We start from the raw sequence: 17530 nt of genomic DNA, 5'->3' as shown, positions 1-17530 counted from the left end.
GCGGCAAGCTGATTTAGAAAGACGGCTGCGGGTGATGGAGAAATTCCCCGGAGGTGCTCCGCAGGTTTTTCGCACGGCGCCAGGTTTAGTGCTCATGACGGCGGTGCCGGGAATTTCGCTGGCTCGTTACTTTATAGCGCGCTCTACTCTTCTGCCGGATGGCTTAGAAGATACTCTGCAGAGTTTGCGCGAGGCGTTGCAAACTCTACCGGCAGAGGTGATGGATTTTCCGCCGCGCCCGGCGTGGGCAGAAAAATGTGAACATTACGGAGTGGCAGCAGCTTTGCGCTTGCCAGCGGAGGCGCAGCGATGCCGGCAGGCCGCAGCAGATATTCGGGCGCTGCTCCGATTGGCAGATTTAGGCCCGCTCACTCCAGTGCACGGTGATTTTTATGAAGCCAATATCTGTATTGACCCGCAGCACGGGCAGGTGACTGGGCTATTAGATTTAGATTCGCTCGGTCCGGGCCGGCGGGTATACGACTGGGGTTGTCTATTAGGGCATATGTCGGTGCTCTATCAGCTGGCACCGCGCCTCTATCCGCAGGTGCCGCAGTTGCTTCCGCTCTGGTTCAGCGAAATTTCGCAGTGGGAAGACGGGGTGGCGCTCGCGGCCGCCGCCGCCGGAGTGACGCTTTCTTTAATTGCCGGAGCGCGAAAAAATACGCATTTAGGGAAAAATAGTGATGCGGAGGCACAGGCGCGCCTCCGCATCACGGAAGAGTGGATTGCTGCTGCTTTTGCTCTGCAGCGGGGAAATAAGGCTTATATACCGGGGAAATAAGGCTTTGCCTATTTCTAGATTTCAGCTCCTATTTTCGTCGGCCGGGCTTTATTCGCTCTCCGCTGTGCGAATTTCCGTTCGCTCAGCAAAATAATTTTTGCAAGCGGCTAATGCCGGCTACTAAATCCTCATCCGAGAGTGCATATCCTAGGCGAATATAGCCGGGGGCTCCGAAAGCTTCGCCTGGTACTACTGCTACCTCTGCTTCTTCCAGAATCAAGGCAGCTAATTCACTACTACTTGTAGCTTTTTTACCAGCAAATTCTTTATTTAATAGCCCTTCCACATTCGGGAATACGTAAAAAGCTCCGGTCGGTTCGGGCACATCAAGTTGTGGAATCTCGCGCAGCATCTGCACAATAGTCTGCCGGCGTCTATCAAATGCTTGGCGCATTTCTTCTACCACGCTCTGATCGCCATTCAATGCCGCTAACGCAGCCCGCTGCGCCACATTATTCACATTGGAAGTGATATGCGATTGGAAATTAGCTACCTGCTTCATCACATCTGCCGGGCCATAAATCCAGCCAACTCGCCACCCCGTCATCGCGTAGGTCTTAGCTACCCCATTTACTACGAGGGTTTGATCAGCTAGTTCCGGTACTTCGGCCAGAATATACGCTGGCTGCCCTTGGTATACTAAATGCTCATAAATTTCATCGCTTATAATCCAGATGCCGTGCTCTAAAGCCCATTTGCCGAGAGCGCGGATTTCTTCTGCGCTATAGACTGCTCCGGTTGGATTAGAGGGGGAGCAGAGGAGCAGCGCTTTGGTCTTTGCGCTCCGAGCAGCCTCTAATTGTTCGATGCTGACCTTATAACCTTGGGCGGAGCCGGCAAATACTTCTACCGGAGTGCCGCCGCATAGGCGAATTACTTCTGGATAGGTGGTCCAATAAGGAGCGGGTAAAATTACTTCGTCACCGGGGTCTACTAAAGCGGCAAATGCTTCGAAAACTGCTTGTTTTCCGCCGTTAGTTACTACTACATTATTGGCGTCTATTTTTACTCCGGAATCGCGCGCTGTTTTTGCCACGATTGCTTCTCGTAGCTCCGGGAGGCCTTTCGCCGGAGTGTATTTATGATTACGCGGATCGCGGGCGGCGGCGAGTGCGGCTTCTACTATAAAATCTGGAGTAGGAAAATTCGGCTCACCGGCTCCGAAGCCAATTACGGGTTTTCCGGCTGCCTTTAGGGCTTTAGCTTTCGCATCTACGGCGAGAGTAGCTGATTCTTTTAATGCGCCAAGGCGGGCCGATACCCGCCGGGTTACTGTAGTATTACTCATGCCTCTATGGTGTCATAAATTCTTAGCAGAGGGCATGATACAAGGCGAAGAGGTGAGAAATACAGCACGCTTCGGGCAGAAAATTGCCAGCTGTCGGTAAAGCCGACTAGGCTTGTTCAAGCTGTGTATTGCTGTGGAAAATTTACAGCTACATCGGGCATAATAGAATATGCCTGCCGACTATAGGGTAGTGGCGCAATTGGTAGCGCACCGGTCTCCAAAACCGGCGGTTGTGGGTTCGAGTCCCTCCTACCCTGCCAAGAAGGTGATTCTGCAGGAGAATTATTTTCAGTTTTAGAGAGGATATATCGTGGATAACGTAGTAGGAGCGAAAGGGCATTCTTCGCCTGCTGCGCCGCCGCGCAAGGCGAGCATTTTTACGCGCATTATTACTTTTTTCAAAGAAGTAATTGCCGAATTCAAAAAAGTGCAGCGCCCTACGGCGGAGGAGCTGTGGAATATGTTTCTCACGGTTATCTCTTTCTTAATTGTGATCATGATTTTTGTCGGTTTGGTAGACGTAGTATTCAGCAAGATGGTCTTCTGGGTATTCGGTTAAACTGAGCCGGAATTCTATTTAGTTTGCAGGAAGCAGGGAAAATGTCGGAAAACACCGCCGCGGAAAATTTAGAAGCGGAAGCAGCTGCCGCTGCGCAAGCGGAGAATGCGGAGAACGCTGCGGGTGCGGAAAATCAGCCGGAAGAAGTGACGGCGGAAAGTATCCGTGCGCAATTGCGGGGTCTCCCCGGGCGTTGGTATGTGCTGCATACTTATTCCGGTTATGAAAAGCGCGTAAAGCAAGACTTAGAGACGCGTATTCACTCTATGAATATGGAAGATTATATTTTCCAAATCGAAGTGCCGATGGAAGAGTTCATAGAAGTGAAGAAAGGGCAAAATAAGGTTATATCGCGGGTGCGGATGCCGGGCTATGCTCTAGTGCGCATGGATCTCACTGATGAATCTTGGCGGGTAGTGAAAGACACCAACGGCGTCACCGGCTTTGTAGGCAATGGCCGCGAGCCAGTGGCTTTGACCGCTGACGAAGTTGTGGAGATGTTCACTCCGCTCGTAGAGCAGAAAGCAGCTAAAGAAGCTGTTGCTGCTGGTAAACCGGTGAAAGCGGGAGCTCCGGAGCTCGTAACTGAATACGAAGTAGGCGAGACTGTGACCCTCACCACTGAGCCGTGGGTGGGAATGCCCGCTACAATTTCTCAAGTTGATGCGGTAAACCAGCGGCTTACCGTACTCATGACGCTTGTCGGCCAGGAAACCCCGGTCGATTTGTCGTTCGCGCAAGTACAGAAGATGGACTAGCGCGGCGGCGCCCGCTGCTATTGCCAGGTAGCGGTTCATTTAATTAAGTAAAGGATTAATATGCCACCGAAGAAGAAAGTTGCAGGACTTATTAAACTGCAAATTCAGGCAGGTGCTGCGAATCCAGCTCCGCCGGTCGGCCCTGCTTTGGGTCAGCACGGCGTGAATATTATGGAGTTCTGCAACGCCTATAATGCGGCCACCGAATCTATGCGCGGGAATGTGGTTCCGGTAGAGATTACGGTATACGAAGATCGTTCGTTTACCTTTGTGACCAAAACTCCGCCTGCTGCGGATTTGTTGAAGAAAGCGGCGGGAATTAAGAAGGGCTCCGGCACTCCGCATACCGATAAAGTTGGGCATGTGAGTGCAGATCAGTTGCGGGAAATTGCCAAGCTGAAAGAGCCTGATTTGAATGCTAACGATATCGATAATGCAGCGCGCATTATTGCCGGAACTGCCCGGTCGATGGGTATCACAACTGATAATATTTAAAGCCTCGCAAGAGGCAGGCGTCTTTTGACGCCGTGGTAGGGCCCGGAGCTGGCTCGTTTACCACAACTGCAAAATTAAGGAGAAGCAGAATGGCAAAGCGCTCAAAGAAGTATCGCAAAGCTAGTGAGCTTATTCAGGCGGGGGAGAAGTACTCCGTAGAAGAGGCGCTAGATTTAGCGAAAAAAACTTCTGTAACTAAATTTGATTCCACGGTGGAAGTAATGTTCCGCTTAGGTGTAGACCCACGGAAAGCCGACCAGATGGTGCGCGGCACGGTATCTTTACCGCACGGCACGGGTAAGACGGCGCGAGTGATTGTATTCGCAGCTGGCGATAAAGCGAAAGCTGCTTTAGAAGCCGGAGCCGATGAAGTGGGCGATACCGAACTCATTGAAAAAGTCGCAGGTGGCTGGACTGATTTCGATGCGGCGGTAGCTACTCCCGATATGATGGGTAAGGTAGGGCGCCTCGGGCGGGTATTAGGCCCCCGCGGATTAATGCCTAACCCGAAGACGGGTACTGTAACTATGGATACGGCCAAGGCAGTAGCCGATATTAAGGGAGGCCGAATCGAGTTCCGGGTGGATAAGCACGGAAATATGCCTTTCATTATTGGCAATACCTCTTTTGATGCGGCGCAGCTGCAGGAGAATTTCTGGGCAGCTGTCCAAGAAATTAAGCGCCTAAAGCCCGCTTCTTCGAAGGGTCGCTATATTCTTAAAGCTACTGTTTCTACCACGATGGGGCCGGGAATCCCTCTGGATCTGGCCGCGCTAGTGAAGCCAACCGTAGCTTAAGGGAGCTGAAAAGCTGGCAGCTAAGTACTGCGTACAGCTAAATAAGAATTCGCGATGAGCATTTGACAGGGCGACCGTTTCCGGTCGCCCTGTTGCATCTCTCACGAAAGGCAGTATTTTCTTGCTGCCTGCCTACAGTTTTTATATCCTTATATTTGCCCAAGACCGCAGGTCTCCCGTTTTAGACGGGATAAAGCTCAGATAGAGGCCCGCGCAGGCACGGAAAATTTCCCGGTTTTATCCCGGATAAGCCTTCGCGTGCCGCGGAGGCTTTTTGTTTGCGTTGATTGCGGCAATGAATCGGAAGGAGGTCCCATGAAAAGGGCCGACAAATCTGCAGCAATTGCAGCGCTTTCGGATAATTTCCGGGAGTCTACAGCAGTTCTGGTGACTGAGTACCGGGGTTTGACTGTACAGCAGCTCAAAACTCTGCGTCGCTCTCTAGGAGCCGATGCCCAGTACAAAGTGGCTAAGAATACGCTGGCGCGTATTGCTGCCCAAGAAGTTGGATACGAGGCTCTCTCAGATTCTCTCGTAGGTCCGACTGCGCTGGCCTTCGTCACCGGCGATGTCGCTTCCGCAGCTAAAGCTCTGAAGGAGTTTACGAAAGATAATCCAGCTCTCGTAGTGAAAGCTGGAGTATTGGAGGGTAACTTCTTAGATGCTGAAGGTGTCAAGAAGCTTGCCGATCTCGAATCCCGCGAAGTATTGCTGGCTAAGACGGCTGGTGTACTCAAGGCTTCGCTGTACAAGGCAGCGAATGTAATCAATGCTCCGTTGGTTAAGACGGTGCGCACTGTAGATGCCCTGCGCGAGAAGCAGGAAACTGCCGCTTAAGGTAGAAACAACTCAAAAATAAACAGCCTCGCGTAGGCAAAGGAAGGACGGTCTATCATGGCCAAGCTCAGTGTTGAAGAGCTGATTGATGCTTTTAAGGAACTGACTCTAGTAGAGCTCAATGATTTCGTAAAGAAGTTTGAAGAAGAATTTGAAGTAGAAGCTAGCGCTCCGGTAGCCGTAGCTGCTGCTCCGGCTGCTGCTGGTGGAGATGCTGCTGCTGCAGAAGAGAAAGACGAATTTGACGTCATTATCGAAGCAGCTGGCGATAAGAAGATTCAGGTAATTAAGGAAGTACGCGCCCTCACCCCGCTCGGGTTGAAGGAAGCTAAGGAACTGGTAGATTCCGCTCCGAAGGCACTCCTCGAAGGTGTGAACAAGGAAACCGCTGAAAAGGCGAAGGAACAGCTTGAAGCAGCCGGCGCCACCGTTACCGTGAAGTAAGGCAAGCGCAGCATATAACTGTTCTTGAGTTGAGAATCGGGAATTGGCAAATTAGCCAGTTCCCGATTTTCTATTGCCAGTTTTTTATTTCCAGGAATTTTTATTTCCGCAACCCACCGCGGGGAGACTTGCGCTGGCGGCTCTTTTATGAGAAGGTCGTAAACGGTTAAAGAAGTTTTCCTTGGGAAAGCTTGACCAGTTAAATTCCGGTTATATCGATGAAACCAGGTGGCTGCGACCGCTGCTTGGAGCTTCGAGGATTAGCCGGACATGAGGTGTCGTGACCCCTTCCACACGGGTAGGGGTAGACTATTCCACCCTTTTTCGGTAGATTTAAAACTTGTGCAGTATATCGGCGCGTTCTGTGCTGAGCTGCTTTTCATAGCCTTACCGGAACCCAGGGAAGGAATTACCTTTGGCTGCTTCGCGCACCTCTAGATCTAGTGTTAAAGACGGCAAACTAGTTGCCGACCGTATTTCATTTGCAAAACTGACTGAACCGATGGCGGTTCCCGATCTGCTTAATATTCAGCGGGAATCCTATGGCTGGCTGATTGGCTCCGAAAAGTGGCGAGCCGAGCACCCAGGTGAAAAATCCGGTTTAGAAGAGATATTCGAAGAGATATCTCCTATCGAGAACACCGCCCGCACTATGGGGCTGGTGATGTCGAATCCGCATTTGGAAGAGGAAAAAGCTTCTATTGCTGAATGTAAAGATAAGGATTTGACTTATTCGGCGTCGTTGTATGTGACGGCGGAGTTTCAGAATTATGAAACGGAAGAGATCAAATCGCAGACCACTTTCATCGGCGATTTTCCACTGATGACCCCGCAAGGTACTTTTATTGTTAACGGTACTGAGCGAGTTGTGGTATCCCAGTTGGTGCGTTCCCCCGGCGTATATTTTGAGTATGCGGAGGATAAGGCGACCGATAAGCTCATTTATTCCACGAAGATTATTCCTTCGCGCGGAGCTTGGCTGGAATTCGAAATCGACAAAAAAGACGCGGTGGGAGTGCGGATAGACCGGAAGCGGAAGCAGTCGGCTACGGTATTCTTGCGGGCGCTGGGAATGAGCGAAACGGAAATTCGCGAAGAATTCGCCGATTACCCCGTGCTGATTGAAACTTTAGAAAAAGATACCGTAGAAACGCAGGAAGAAGCCCTGCGCGATCTGTATCGGAAGTTGCGCCCGGGTGAACCGCCTACAGCGGAATCTGGCCGCAATTTACTGCGGAATTTTTACTTCAACTCGAAGCGTTATGATTTGACTAAGGTCGGGCGCTACAAGATAAATAAGAAGCTGGGCATTGCGGAGCCGAATACCACGCGGCAGCTGAAAATAAGCGATATCACTGCTACGCTGCGTTATCTGCTCGCACTGCACGCGGGAGAAAAAGAAATTACTAATTCTCCAGATTTACCTGCCGTAATAGTGGAAACCGACGATATCGATCACTTTGGAAATCGGCGTATTCGCGCGGTGGGTGAGCTGATTCAGAATCAGGTACGCACCGGCCTTTCCCGTTTAGACCGGATGGTGCGGGAGCGTATGACCACCCAGGAAGCAGAAGCGATCACGCCGTCTTCGCTAATTAATATCCGCCCAATCGTTGCGGCAATTAAAGAATTCTTCGGCACCTCGCAGCTTTCGCAGTTCATGGATCAGAATAATCCCTTAGCTGGTTTGACCCATCGGCGGCGTCTCTCGGCTCTCGGGCCAGGTGGTTTGGCACGCGATCGGGCTTCTATGGAAGTGCGAGATGTGCACCCCTCTCACTACGGCAGAATGTGTCCGATTGAAACCCCAGAAGGCCCGAACATTGGTCTAATTGGATCGCTGGCGGCCTTTGCCCGGGTAAATTCTTTCGGCTTCATCGAAACTCCTTACCGGAAAGTAGTAGATGGAAAAGTCACCGACCAAATCGATTATCTCGATGCAGCTGACGAAGATTACTACACAGTAGCGCAGGCGGCGGCAGAGCTAGATGACGAAGGTCGCTTCGTAGATGAAGAAGTCTTGGTACGTCTCCCCGGTGGGGAGCCGGCCTTAGTGCCTCCGGAAGAGGTGGGCTATATTGACGTATCTGCTCGGCAAATGTGCTCGGTAGGTACGGCGATGATTCCGTTCCTAGAGCATGACGATGCGAACCGAGCCCTGATGGGTGCTAACATGCAGCGGCAGGCTGTACCGCTACTGCGGCCAGTTGCTCCGCTAGTAGGCACCGGCATGGAAGCGCGTGTAGCAGTCGATGCGGGCGACGTCACCGTCGCTTTAGCTCCGGGAGTAGTCACCGAAGTATCTGCTAGTGCGGTTTGCGTAGAAGAAGATGACGGCAACCGGCGCGTATACAAACTGGCAAAGTTCGAGCGTTCCAACCCAGGTAACTGCACCAATCAACGGGTAGCAGTTTGTGAGGGAGATCGGCTAGAAGCTGGCTCTCTGATCGCCGACGGGCCGGCTACAGCTGGCGGGGAACTCGCGCTCGGGCAGAATCTATTGGTAGCTTTTATGGCCTGGAACGGCTATAACTACGAGGACGCGGTAGTGCTTTCACAGCGTTGCCAGTCCGAAGATTTACTCACTTCTATTCATATTGAAGAATATGAAGTAGATGCACGAGATACGAAGCTCGGACCGGAAGAGATTACCCGCGATATTCCAAATGTTTCGGAAGAAATGCTTTCCCATTTAGATGAGCGAGGCATTATTCGCATCGGAGCTGAAGTGACCGCAGGTGATATTCTGGTCGGCAAGATTACTCCGAAAGGCGAGACCGAGCTGACGAGCGAAGAGCGCTTACTGCGGGCTATCTTCGGCGAAAAGGCGAAGGAAGTACGGGATACCTCTTTGCGGGTACCGCACGGCCAAGAAGGAATCGTAATTGGGATTAAAGAGTTCTCGGCCGAGAATCACGATGAGCTTCCTTCGGATGTATTGCAGACGGTACGGGTACACGTGGCGCAGCGCCGCAAGATCACGGTGGGCGATAAGATGGCCGGCCGGCACGGTAATAAAGGCGTAATTTCCCGTATTCTGCCGATTGAAGATATGCCCTTCATGGAAGACGGAACTCCGGTAGATATCGTTTTGAATCCGCTGGGTGTGCCTTCCCGTATGAACCTCGGGCAGGTATTCGAATTGCACTTAGGCTGGGTAGCTTCGCAAGGCTGGGATGCCACCGCGGCGCGGGAAAACGGCGAAGAATGGGCCTGGCGGATTCCGGATGCGGCAGTGAAGACTGAGGGTCGGCAAAATATCGCCACTCCGGTGTTCGACGGCGTGCTTTCGGATGAGATGCGGGGTCTATTAGGTTGCACGCTTCCGAATGAAGAAGGAAAACATCTGGTGAATCAGGATGGCAAGGCGCGGCTTTTCGATGGCCGTACGGGTGATCCTTTCCCCGAGCCAGTTTCCGTAGGCTATATGTACATGCTGAAGCTGCATCACTTAGTGGATGATAAGATTCACGCGCGTTCTACTGGTCCTTATTCGATGGTTACGCAGCAGCCTTTGGGTGGAAAAGCTCAATTCGGCGGGCAGCGTTTCGGTGAGATGGAAGTGTGGGCGCTGGAGGCTTACGGCGCTTCGCATACTCTCCAAGAAATGCTGACGGTGAAGTCCGACGATACGGTTGGCCGCGTCAAGGTATATGAAGCCATTGTGAAAGGCGATAATATCCAGGAGCCCGGTATTCCGGAATCCTTCAAGGTATTGGTGCAGGAAATGCGCTCCCTCTGCTTGAATGTAGAAGCATTGGATACAGTAGGTAATCCAATTTCTTTGCAAGATGCAGATGAAGATGCTTTCCGGCCTCCGCAGTCGGCAGGAATAAGCACCGGCTTAGAAGATTTGCAGACAGGAGCTGACTTCTAGGTCAGATCATCGGAAACGGGCAGTTAAAACGCCCACTGCTCGCTTCCGCTAGCTAAAAGAAGTAATACCGGCGTAAAAAGAAACTTTGGAAGTAGGAATCTTGCTCGACGTCAATCTATTTGATCAGCTCCAAATTTCGCTGGCCACATCAGAACAGATTAGAGAATGGTCTTATGGCTCGGTCACGAAGCCAGAAACTATCAATTACCGCACTCTGAAGCCGGAAAAAGACGGTCTTTTCGGAGAGCAAATTTTCGGACCGACCCGCGATTGGGAGTGTGCTTGTGGTAAGTACAAGCGCCCTCGCTACAAGGGGATAGTCTGTGAACGCTGCGGAGTAGAAGTAACGCGCTCGAAGGTACGCCGCGAGCGGATGGGGCATATTGAATTAGCAGCTCCAGTTACGCATATCTGGTACTTCAAAGGCGTGCCTTCCCGCTTAGGTTATCTTTTGGATCTAGCTCCAAAAGATTTGGAGAAGGTAATTTATTTCGCTGCCTATATGGTTACGGAAGTTGATGAGCAGCGGCGGCATGACGATATGCCGGATTTGACCGCCGAATATGAGCTGGAATATAAGAATCTGGAAAAAGAGCGCGATTTAGCGGTGGAAAAGTCGCTAAAAGCGGAAGAAGAAGCTCTAGCGAAGGCAGCTACGGAAGATGCAGCTACGCGGGCGAAGATTAAGCGGGGCGCAGAAAGCGAAACTCGCCATATTCGCCGGCGCTATGAGCAAGATCTAGAGCGGCTAGCAGAGGTTTGGGATAAATTCACCAAACTAAAGGTAGGCGATCTGGAGGGCGACGAAGAGATCTATCGGGCGATGGAAGCGCGCTGGGGTGATTATTTTGCTGCTTATCGAGGTGCAGAAGCGGTGCAGCGCCGCTTGCGTGATTTCGATCTGCAAGCAGAGCACGATTACCTAGTAGAGCAGATCGAGACGGGCACTTCGCAGCGGAAAACGCGGGCATTAAAGCGTATTAAAGTGGTAAATGCCTTTTTGCAGTCCAATACGAAACCGGAAGCTATGGTGCTGGACGCCATTCCGGTGATTCCACCGGATCTGCGCCCGATGGTGCAGTTGGATGGCGGGCGTTTCGCCACTTCCGATTTGAACGATTTATATCGGCGAGTAATTAACCGGAATAATCGCTTAAAGCGCATGATTGATTTGAATGCGCCGGAGATTATGGTCAATAACGAAAAGCGGATGCTGCAAGAAGCAGTGGATGCACTTTTTGATAATGGCCGGCGGGGTCGTCCGGTGCAAGGAGCTGGCAACCGCCCCTTGAAATCTATCTCCGATATGCTCAAAGGTAAGCAGGGTCGTTTCCGGCAGAATCTGCTTGGAAAGCGCGTGGATTACTCCGGGCGTTCCGTAATTGTGGTCGGGCCCAGCTTGAAGCTACATCAGTGCGGTTTGCCGAAGACGATGGCCTTGGAGCTATTCAAGCCCTTTGTGCAAAAGCGTCTAGTGGATCTAGAGTTGGCGAAGAATATCAAAGCGGCTAAGCGCTTAATTGAGCGCCAGCGGGTCGAGGTATTCGATGTACTGGAAGAAGTGATTAAAGAGCATCCGGTACTTTTGAACCGTGCCCCTACTTTGCACCGACTCGGTATCCAGGCTTTCGAGCCGCAATTGGTGGAAGGAAAAGCGATTCGCCTCCATCCGCTCGTCTGCTCGGCTTTTAACGCCGATTTCGACGGCGACCAGATGGCTGTGCATTTACCACTTTCGGTAGAAGCTCAAGCGGAGGCGCGGGTGCTGATGCTTTCGGCAAATAATATTTTGAAGCCTTCGGATGGCCGCCCGGTCACCGTGCCTTCCCAGGACATGATTCTGGGAATGTATGCGCTGACCTTGCTGCGGGAAGGTGGAAAAGGTGAAGGGCGCTACTTCAGCTCCTTAGCCGAAGCGGAAATGGCTTATGACCTAGGAGAATTAGATCTGAATGCCAAGGTACACATTCGCTTCGCTGCTGATGAAATTGTGGTGCCGCGCGATTGGCAAGCGCCAGAGGGATACAGCGAAGGTGATCCGATTTTATTGGAGACCACCTACGGGCGTACTCTCTTCAATGCGGCGCTACCGCCTCTTTTCCCCTTTGTAAATCGCATCGTGGATAAGAAGACGCTCGGCACAATTGTGAACGAATTGGCAGAGCGGTATCCGAAAGTAGATGTGGGAGCTTCTTTGGATGCTCTGAAAGCAACCGGGTTCTTCTGGGGTGGCCGTTCCGGCGTAACCATTGCCGTTTCCGATGTAAAAGTTCCGGAAAATAAAGCGGAGATTTTGGAAAAGGCAGAGAAGAAAGCCGCTCAGATTGAGATGGAATTCCAAGAAGGAAATATTCGCGACGAAGATCGGCGGAAAGATTTGGTGGCGCTCTGGACGGATGTCACCGATACTATTGCCGACGAAATGCGTGATCAGTTCGACGATTGGAACAATATCAATCAGATGGTATCTTCTGGTGCACGTGGTAACTGGATGCAGATTCGCCAGGTGGCAGGAATGCGTGGCCTGGTGGCTGATCCGAACGGCGAAATTATTCCCCGCCCGATTAAATCTAATTATCGGGAAGGCCTCTCGGCTCTGGAATACTTCACCGCTACGCACGGCGCCCGTAAAGGTTTGGCCGATACGGCTTTGCGTACTGCCGATTCCGGGTATCTGACGCGGCGTCTGGTAGACGTAGCTCAAGATGTGATTGTGCGTGAAGCTGATTGCGGCACTACCCGCGGGCTCACCAAGCAGATTTTAGTCACGGATGAGAATGGTCAGCAGGTACTCTCGGAGGATATCGATACTTCCGTCTATGCGCGCACCTTGGCCAAAGATGCGGTCGATAAAGACGGCAATGTGATTGTAGAAGCTAATACGGATATCGGCGACGTCGCACTGGAGAAGTTGGCGGCGGCCGGAATTTCGGAAATTAGCGTGCGTTCTGTGCTCACCTGTGCATCGCGCGTCGGCACTTGTGCCATGTGCTATGGGCGTTCTCTCGCCACTGGAAAGCTGGTAGATATCGGTGAAGCAGTAGGTATTATTGCTGCACAGTCTATTGGCGAGCCGGGCACCCAGCTGACGATGCGTACTTTCCATACGGGCGGAGCGGCTTCTGCGGAGGATATTACCCAGGGTCTTCCACGTGTACAGGAACTTTTCGAAGCGCGTACTCCCAAGGGCGAAGCGCCTTTGGCGGAAGCAGCGGGCAAGTTAGAGATTGAAGATCTCGAGCGTTCGCGGCGTCTGACCATTAAGCGGGATGATGGGGATGAGGATCTCACTTATCTCGTGAGCAAGCGGGCGAAACTGCTAGTGCCCGAAGGAGCACAGGTAGAAGTAGGTCAGCAGTTGGTAGAAGGCTCGATTGATCCGAAGAAAGTATTGCGTATTTCGGGTCGGCGCAGCGCGCAACTACACCTAGTTTCGGAAGTACAGCATGTATACCGTTCACAGGGTGTAGAAATTCACGATAAGCATATTGAGGTTATCGTACGGCAGATGCTGCGGCGGGTCACGGTGCTAGATTCCGGCGATACTGCTTTCTTGCCGGCTGAATTGGTGGATGTCACGGCATTCGAAGATGCTAATCGGGCAGCCTTGGCTGCCGGTGGCCGGCCAGCTTCCGGGCGTCCGGAGCTGATGGGTATTACCAAGGCTTCTTTGGCCACCGATTCGTGGTTGTCGGCAGCTTCCTTCCAGGAAACCACCAAGGTATTGACGGAGGCGGCACTGAACGCCAAGGTAGATTCCCTTTCTGGTCTGAAAGAGAACGTAATTTTGGGCAAGCTGATTCCGGCTGGTACCGGCATGGAGCAGCTGCGCGGAATGAAGGTCGAACCGACTGCCGAAGCGCGTGCCGATTACGAGCAGCTTAATAACATTATTGGCAACGATTTTGATCCTTTCGATGATGTATACGGCTATAGCGGAATAGATGACTATGACGCTTCGCTGGGATACGGATTCGGAGGCGGATTCTAAAAATCTGCACGAATTTATAAGCAAAGACGGCTATTTCGCCACTTAAATAAGGAATGTGGGTAGTGCCACGTGGTGAAATAGCCGTCTTTCTTTGACTGAATAAGTGCTTAACCGTTAGTCTTAACGTTGGTGCCCGTTTCGGCATTCCTCACGTTGCTTTCTAGAGCATTTCGGCGAAAAATCAACTTTTGCCGCTTTTGCTACTTTTGAGGAATATCGGACGTCGGAAGAGAACGGTGTCTATTCCGGCGCAAGTTCATTCGAGCAGGCGGGCTGTTCGATAGTAGTAATCAAATCTAACAGGAGAAATAGTGCCAACTATTCAGCAGCTGGTCCGCAAAGGACGCAGCACTAAGACGAGTGCCTCCAGCACGCGCGCGCTCAAAGGCAGCCCGCAGCGGCGGGGAGTATGCACTCGTGTTTACACCACTACACCGAAGAAACCGAATTCAGCTTTGCGGAAGGTGGCGCGTGTGCGTCTTTCCTCGGGCATTGAGGTTTCAGCTTATATTCCTGGCGAAGGGCATAACCTGCAGGAGCACTCCATTGTGTTAGTGCGCGGCGGGCGTGTAAAAGACCTTCCTGGTGTTCGTTACCATATCGTCCGTGGAGCTCTAGACACGCAGGGCGTGAAAGGGCGTGTGCAGGCGCGTTCTAAGTATGGTGCGAAGAAGGAGAAGAAGTAATGCCACGTAAAGGCCCAGTACGTAAACGTCCGGTTATTGGCGATCCGGTTTACGATTCGACTCTAGTCACTAGACTGATTAATCGAGTGCTCCTCGACGGCAAGAAATCCATTGCGCAAGGTATTGTGTACGGAGCTTTAGAGCAGGTAGCGGAAAAGACCGGCCAGGATGCTTTGACCGTTTTGAAGCGCGCCGTTGATAATATTCGTCCGCAGTTGGAAGTGAAAGGCCGGCGAGTAGGCGGTGCTACTTATCAGGTGCCGATGGAAGTAAAAGGAAATCGGGCTACCACCCTGGCACTGCGGTGGTTGGTAGATTATGCGCGGCTACGGCGGGAAAAGACCATGCTGGAGCGGTTGCAGAATGAGATTATGGATGCGGCCAATGGTTTGGGTGGCGCAGTGAAGAAGCGCGAAGATACTCATCGTATGGCCGAATCTAACCGGGCATTCGCTCACTATCGTTGGTAAACCCGGCTGCCTAGCAGTCATTTAGAAAAAGAAGAGAGAGTCTGTTTATATGGCAGAATATAAGGTACTTTCTGATTTACGGAAAGTTCGTAATATCGGCATTATGGCTCATATTGACGCGGGTAAAACCACGACTACTGAGCGCATCCTCTTTTATACCGGTATTAACTACAAGATAGGCGAAACGCATGACGGCGCTTCGACTACGGACTGGATGGAGCAGGAGAAAGAGCGCGGTATTACTATTACTTCCGCAGCTGTGACCTGCTTCTGGAAGAACAACCAGATTAACATTATTGACACCCCTGGCCACGTGGATTTCACTGTGGAAGTGGAGCGTTCTTTGCGCGTACTCGATGGCGCGGTAGCGGTATTCGACGGAAAAGAAGGCGTAGAGCCCCAGTCGGAGACGGTATGGCGGCAGGCGGATAAATACAATGTGCCGCGTATCTGCTTCATCAACAAGATGGATAAGATGGGTGCGGATTTTGAGTTTTCCGTAAAGACCATTAAAGAGCGTCTCAAGGCGGTGCCTTTGGTAATGCAGCTGCCGATTGGAGCAGAATCCAATCTGGCGGGAGTTATCGATTTGCTCAGCATGAAAGCGCTGCGTTTCCCCGGAGAAGATAAAGACGGTAATAAGACCTACGGCTCGTTGGTAGTCGAGGAAGAAATTCCGGCTGATTTACTGGAGAAAGCTAAGCAGTATCGGGCTGATTTAATAGAGCAAGTATGTGAAAATGATGAAGATTTGCTTGAGCAATATCTTTCTGGCGAAGAACCAGCAGTAGAAGATCTGAAAAAGGTGATTCGGCGCCTGACTATCTCTAATGAGATATTCCCGGTGTACTGCGGTTCTGCTTATAAGAATATCGGTATTCAACCGGTATTAGATGGCGTGGTAGATTTCTTGCCTTCGCCGCTGGATATCGATTGTGTACACGGCACCGATCCGCGCGATGAGAATGTGGAGCTGGAGCGGAAGCCCAGCGAAAGCGAGCCTTTCGCCGCTTTGGCATTCAAGATTGCTGCTCATCCTTTCTTCGGGCGTCTTACCTACATTCGGGTATACTCCGGAAAGATTGAGGCTGGCGGGCAGACTTATAATGCCACCAAGGGCAAGAAAGAGCGCATCAGCAAGATCTTCCAGATGCATTCCAATAAGGAGCATTCGGTAGATGTGGCGCACGCCGGGCATATTTACGCGGTAGTGGGCTTGAAAGAGACCACCACTGGTGATACTCTCTGCGATCCAGCGCATCTGATTTCTTTGGAATCCATGACTTTCCCGGATCCCGTGATTCACGTGGCTATTGAGCCGAAGTCGAAGGGTGATCAGGAAAAGTTGGGTCTGGCTATTCAGAAGCTGGCAGAAGAAGATCCGACCTTCACTGTGAAGCTCGATGATGAAACTGGTCAGACCGTAATTGGCGGTATGGGCGAGCTCCACTTGGATATTCTCGTAGACCGTATGCGCAGAGAATTCAAGGTAGAAGCAAATGTAGGTGCGCCTATGGTTGCTTATCGCGAAACTATTCGGGCTGCTGCTGAGCATGTGGAATACACGCACAAGAAGCAGACCGGTGGTTCCGGGCAGTTTGCAAAGGTGCTCGTCACCTTCGAGCCGCTTCCGGAAAACGAAGATGGCGCTACTTACGAATTCGTGGATTCGATTACAGGCGGGCGCATCCCGCGCGAATATATTCCGTCGGTAGATGCTGGTATCCAGTCAGCTATGGAGAACGGCATCCTGGCCGGATTCCCCATGGTGGGTGTAAAAGCCACCCTGGAAGACGGCGCTTACCACGATGTGGATTCTTCGGAAATGGCATTCAAGATTGCTGGGCAGATGGTATTCCGGGAAGGCATTAAGCGTGCTAAACCGACCATCCTCGAGCCAATCATGGATGTGGAAGTCCGTACTCCGGAGGAGTACATGGGAGATGTCATCGGCGATCTCAATTCGCGCCGGGGGCAGATTTCTTCTATGGAGGACGCTACCGGTGTGAAGATCGTCCGCGCTCTCGTACCGCTTTCCGAGATGTTTGGTTATGTAGGCGATTTGCGTTCGAAGACGCAGGGTCGCGCTGTGTACACCATGCAGTTCGCTAAATATCAAGAAGTTCCGTCGGCAATTGCCGAAGAAATTATTAAGAAAACCCGTGGCGAGTGAGCTACAGGTCGATTTACAAAAGAAACATTCAACCAGTAGAATTTCACTTAACCATGGAATTGGTATCTGAGATATCATATTCTAGAAGCTGAAAGAACTACCCGATCCCAGGAGGGAACAAGTGGCCAAGGCCAAGTATGATAAGTCCAAGCCGCATATGAATATCGGCACCATCGGTCACGTCGATCACGGAAAGACGACGACGACCGCCGCAATTACCAAGGTACTTTCTGATAAGTACCCAGAACTCAACGAGTACACCCCCTTCGACAAGGTGGATAATGCTCCAGAAGAACGTCAGCGTGGTATTACCATTAACGTTTCTCACGTTGAGTACCAGACCGAGAAGCGTCACTACGCACACGTAGACG

14 protein-coding genes and 1 tRNA gene are annotated in these 17530 nt (G+C 51.6%); 14 read left to right on the top strand and 1 reads right to left on the bottom strand.

Features of this window, described 5'->3' with window-relative positions:
- On the top strand, window positions 1-784 hold a 784-nt coding region (locus Q0X35_RS02750; RefSeq protein WP_297565108.1), incomplete at its 5' end, for an aminoglycoside phosphotransferase family protein.
- 82 nt (window positions 785-866) lie between these two features.
- On the opposite strand, the gene Q0X35_RS02745 is transcribed toward Q0X35_RS02750, so the two are convergent.
- The gene (locus Q0X35_RS02745) at window positions 867-2072 is read right to left on the bottom strand and encodes a pyridoxal phosphate-dependent aminotransferase (protein ID WP_297565106.1); all 1206 of its coding nucleotides are present in this window, start codon (window positions 2070-2072) and stop codon (window positions 867-869) included.
- 184 nt (window positions 2073-2256) lie between these two features.
- Here Q0X35_RS02745 and Q0X35_RS02740 point away from each other — a divergent pair.
- The 13 genes from Q0X35_RS02740 to Q0X35_RS02680 all read left to right on the top strand — a co-directional run.
- Window positions 2257-2332: transfer RNA gene (locus tag Q0X35_RS02740), tRNA-Trp, on the top strand.
- A 50-nt stretch (window positions 2333-2382) separates the two neighbouring features.
- Window positions 2383-2631 carry a preprotein translocase subunit SecE gene (gene secE / locus Q0X35_RS02735; protein ID WP_073996023.1) on the top strand — a complete coding sequence of 83 codons (249 nt, stop codon included), beginning with the start codon at window positions 2383-2385 and terminating at the stop codon, window positions 2629-2631.
- Window positions 2632-2672: 41 nt separating this feature from the next.
- Window positions 2673-3389: a transcription termination/antitermination protein NusG gene (gene nusG / locus Q0X35_RS02730; protein WP_297565103.1), complete on the top strand. Its 717-nt coding sequence runs from the start codon at window positions 2673-2675 to the stop codon at window positions 3387-3389.
- Window positions 3390-3449: 60 nt separating this feature from the next.
- Window positions 3450-3884: a 50S ribosomal protein L11 gene (gene rplK, locus Q0X35_RS02725; RefSeq protein ID WP_073996024.1), complete on the top strand. Its 435-nt coding sequence runs from the start codon at window positions 3450-3452 to the stop codon at window positions 3882-3884.
- A gap of 89 nt (window positions 3885-3973) precedes the next feature.
- Entirely contained in the window at window positions 3974-4681 is a 708-nt protein-coding gene (rplA, locus tag Q0X35_RS02720) for a 50S ribosomal protein L1 (RefSeq protein ID WP_297565101.1), read from the top strand.
- 315 nt (window positions 4682-4996) lie between these two features.
- Window positions 4997-5518: a 50S ribosomal protein L10 gene (gene rplJ / locus Q0X35_RS02715; RefSeq protein WP_073996026.1), complete on the top strand. Its 522-nt coding sequence runs from the start codon at window positions 4997-4999 to the stop codon at window positions 5516-5518.
- Window positions 5519-5575: 57 nt separating this feature from the next.
- Window positions 5576-5962 carry a 50S ribosomal protein L7/L12 gene (gene rplL / locus Q0X35_RS02710; protein WP_073996027.1) on the top strand — a complete coding sequence of 129 codons (387 nt, stop codon included), beginning with the start codon at window positions 5576-5578 and terminating at the stop codon, window positions 5960-5962.
- Window positions 5963-6377: 415 nt separating this feature from the next.
- Window positions 6378-9839, top strand: coding sequence for a DNA-directed RNA polymerase subunit beta (rpoB, locus tag Q0X35_RS02705; protein ID WP_297565094.1), 3462 nt, complete (start codon window positions 6378-6380; stop codon window positions 9837-9839).
- Between the two features lie 100 nt (window positions 9840-9939).
- Window positions 9940-13830, top strand: coding sequence for a DNA-directed RNA polymerase subunit beta' (locus tag Q0X35_RS02700; RefSeq protein WP_297565110.1), 3891 nt, complete (start codon window positions 9940-9942; stop codon window positions 13828-13830).
- A gap of 311 nt (window positions 13831-14141) precedes the next feature.
- Window positions 14142-14516, top strand: coding sequence for a 30S ribosomal protein S12 (rpsL, locus tag Q0X35_RS02695; protein WP_297565091.1), 375 nt, complete (start codon window positions 14142-14144; stop codon window positions 14514-14516).
- Entirely contained in the window at window positions 14516-14986 is a 471-nt protein-coding gene (gene rpsG, locus Q0X35_RS02690) for a 30S ribosomal protein S7 (RefSeq protein WP_297565088.1), read from the top strand. Before rpsL ends, rpsG begins: the two co-directional genes overlap by 1 nt.
- A gap of 49 nt (window positions 14987-15035) precedes the next feature.
- Window positions 15036-17159, top strand: a complete 2124-nt coding sequence (fusA, locus tag Q0X35_RS02685) for an elongation factor G (protein ID WP_297565085.1) — start codon at window positions 15036-15038, stop codon at window positions 17157-17159.
- A 121-nt stretch (window positions 17160-17280) separates the two neighbouring features.
- Window positions 17281-17530, top strand: a 250-nt coding sequence (locus Q0X35_RS02680) for a GTP-binding protein (RefSeq protein ID WP_297565082.1), incomplete at its 3' end; no start/stop codon positions are given.

This window comes from uncultured Arcanobacterium sp., from assembly GCF_947253055.1.
Lineage (GTDB): Bacteria > Actinomycetota > Actinomycetes > Actinomycetales > Actinomycetaceae > Arcanobacterium_A.
The sequence above is the reverse complement of the archived record's forward strand: the minus strand, read 5'-3'. Positions and strand labels throughout refer to the sequence as shown.

Bases quoted from the DNA above. Each gene is read 5' to 3' on its own strand.
- Q0X35_RS02745 (WP_297565106.1), bottom strand. From the start codon at position 2,072: ATGAGTAATACTACAGTAACCCGGCGGGTATCGGCCCGCCTTGGCGCA.
- nusG (WP_297565103.1), top strand. From the start codon at position 2,673: ATGTCGGAAAACACCGCCGCGGAAAATTTAGAAGCGGAAGCAGCTGCC.
- rplK (WP_073996024.1), top strand. From the start codon at position 3,450: ATGCCACCGAAGAAGAAAGTTGCAGGACTTATTAAACTGCAAATTCAG.
- rplA (WP_297565101.1), top strand. From the start codon at position 3,974: ATGGCAAAGCGCTCAAAGAAGTATCGCAAAGCTAGTGAGCTTATTCAG.
- rplJ (WP_073996026.1), top strand. From the start codon at position 4,997: ATGAAAAGGGCCGACAAATCTGCAGCAATTGCAGCGCTTTCGGATAAT.
- rplL (WP_073996027.1), top strand. From the start codon at position 5,576: ATGGCCAAGCTCAGTGTTGAAGAGCTGATTGATGCTTTTAAGGAACTG.
- rpsG (WP_297565088.1), top strand. From the start codon at position 14,516: ATGCCACGTAAAGGCCCAGTACGTAAACGTCCGGTTATTGGCGATCCG.
- fusA (WP_297565085.1), top strand. From the start codon at position 15,036: ATGGCAGAATATAAGGTACTTTCTGATTTACGGAAAGTTCGTAATATC.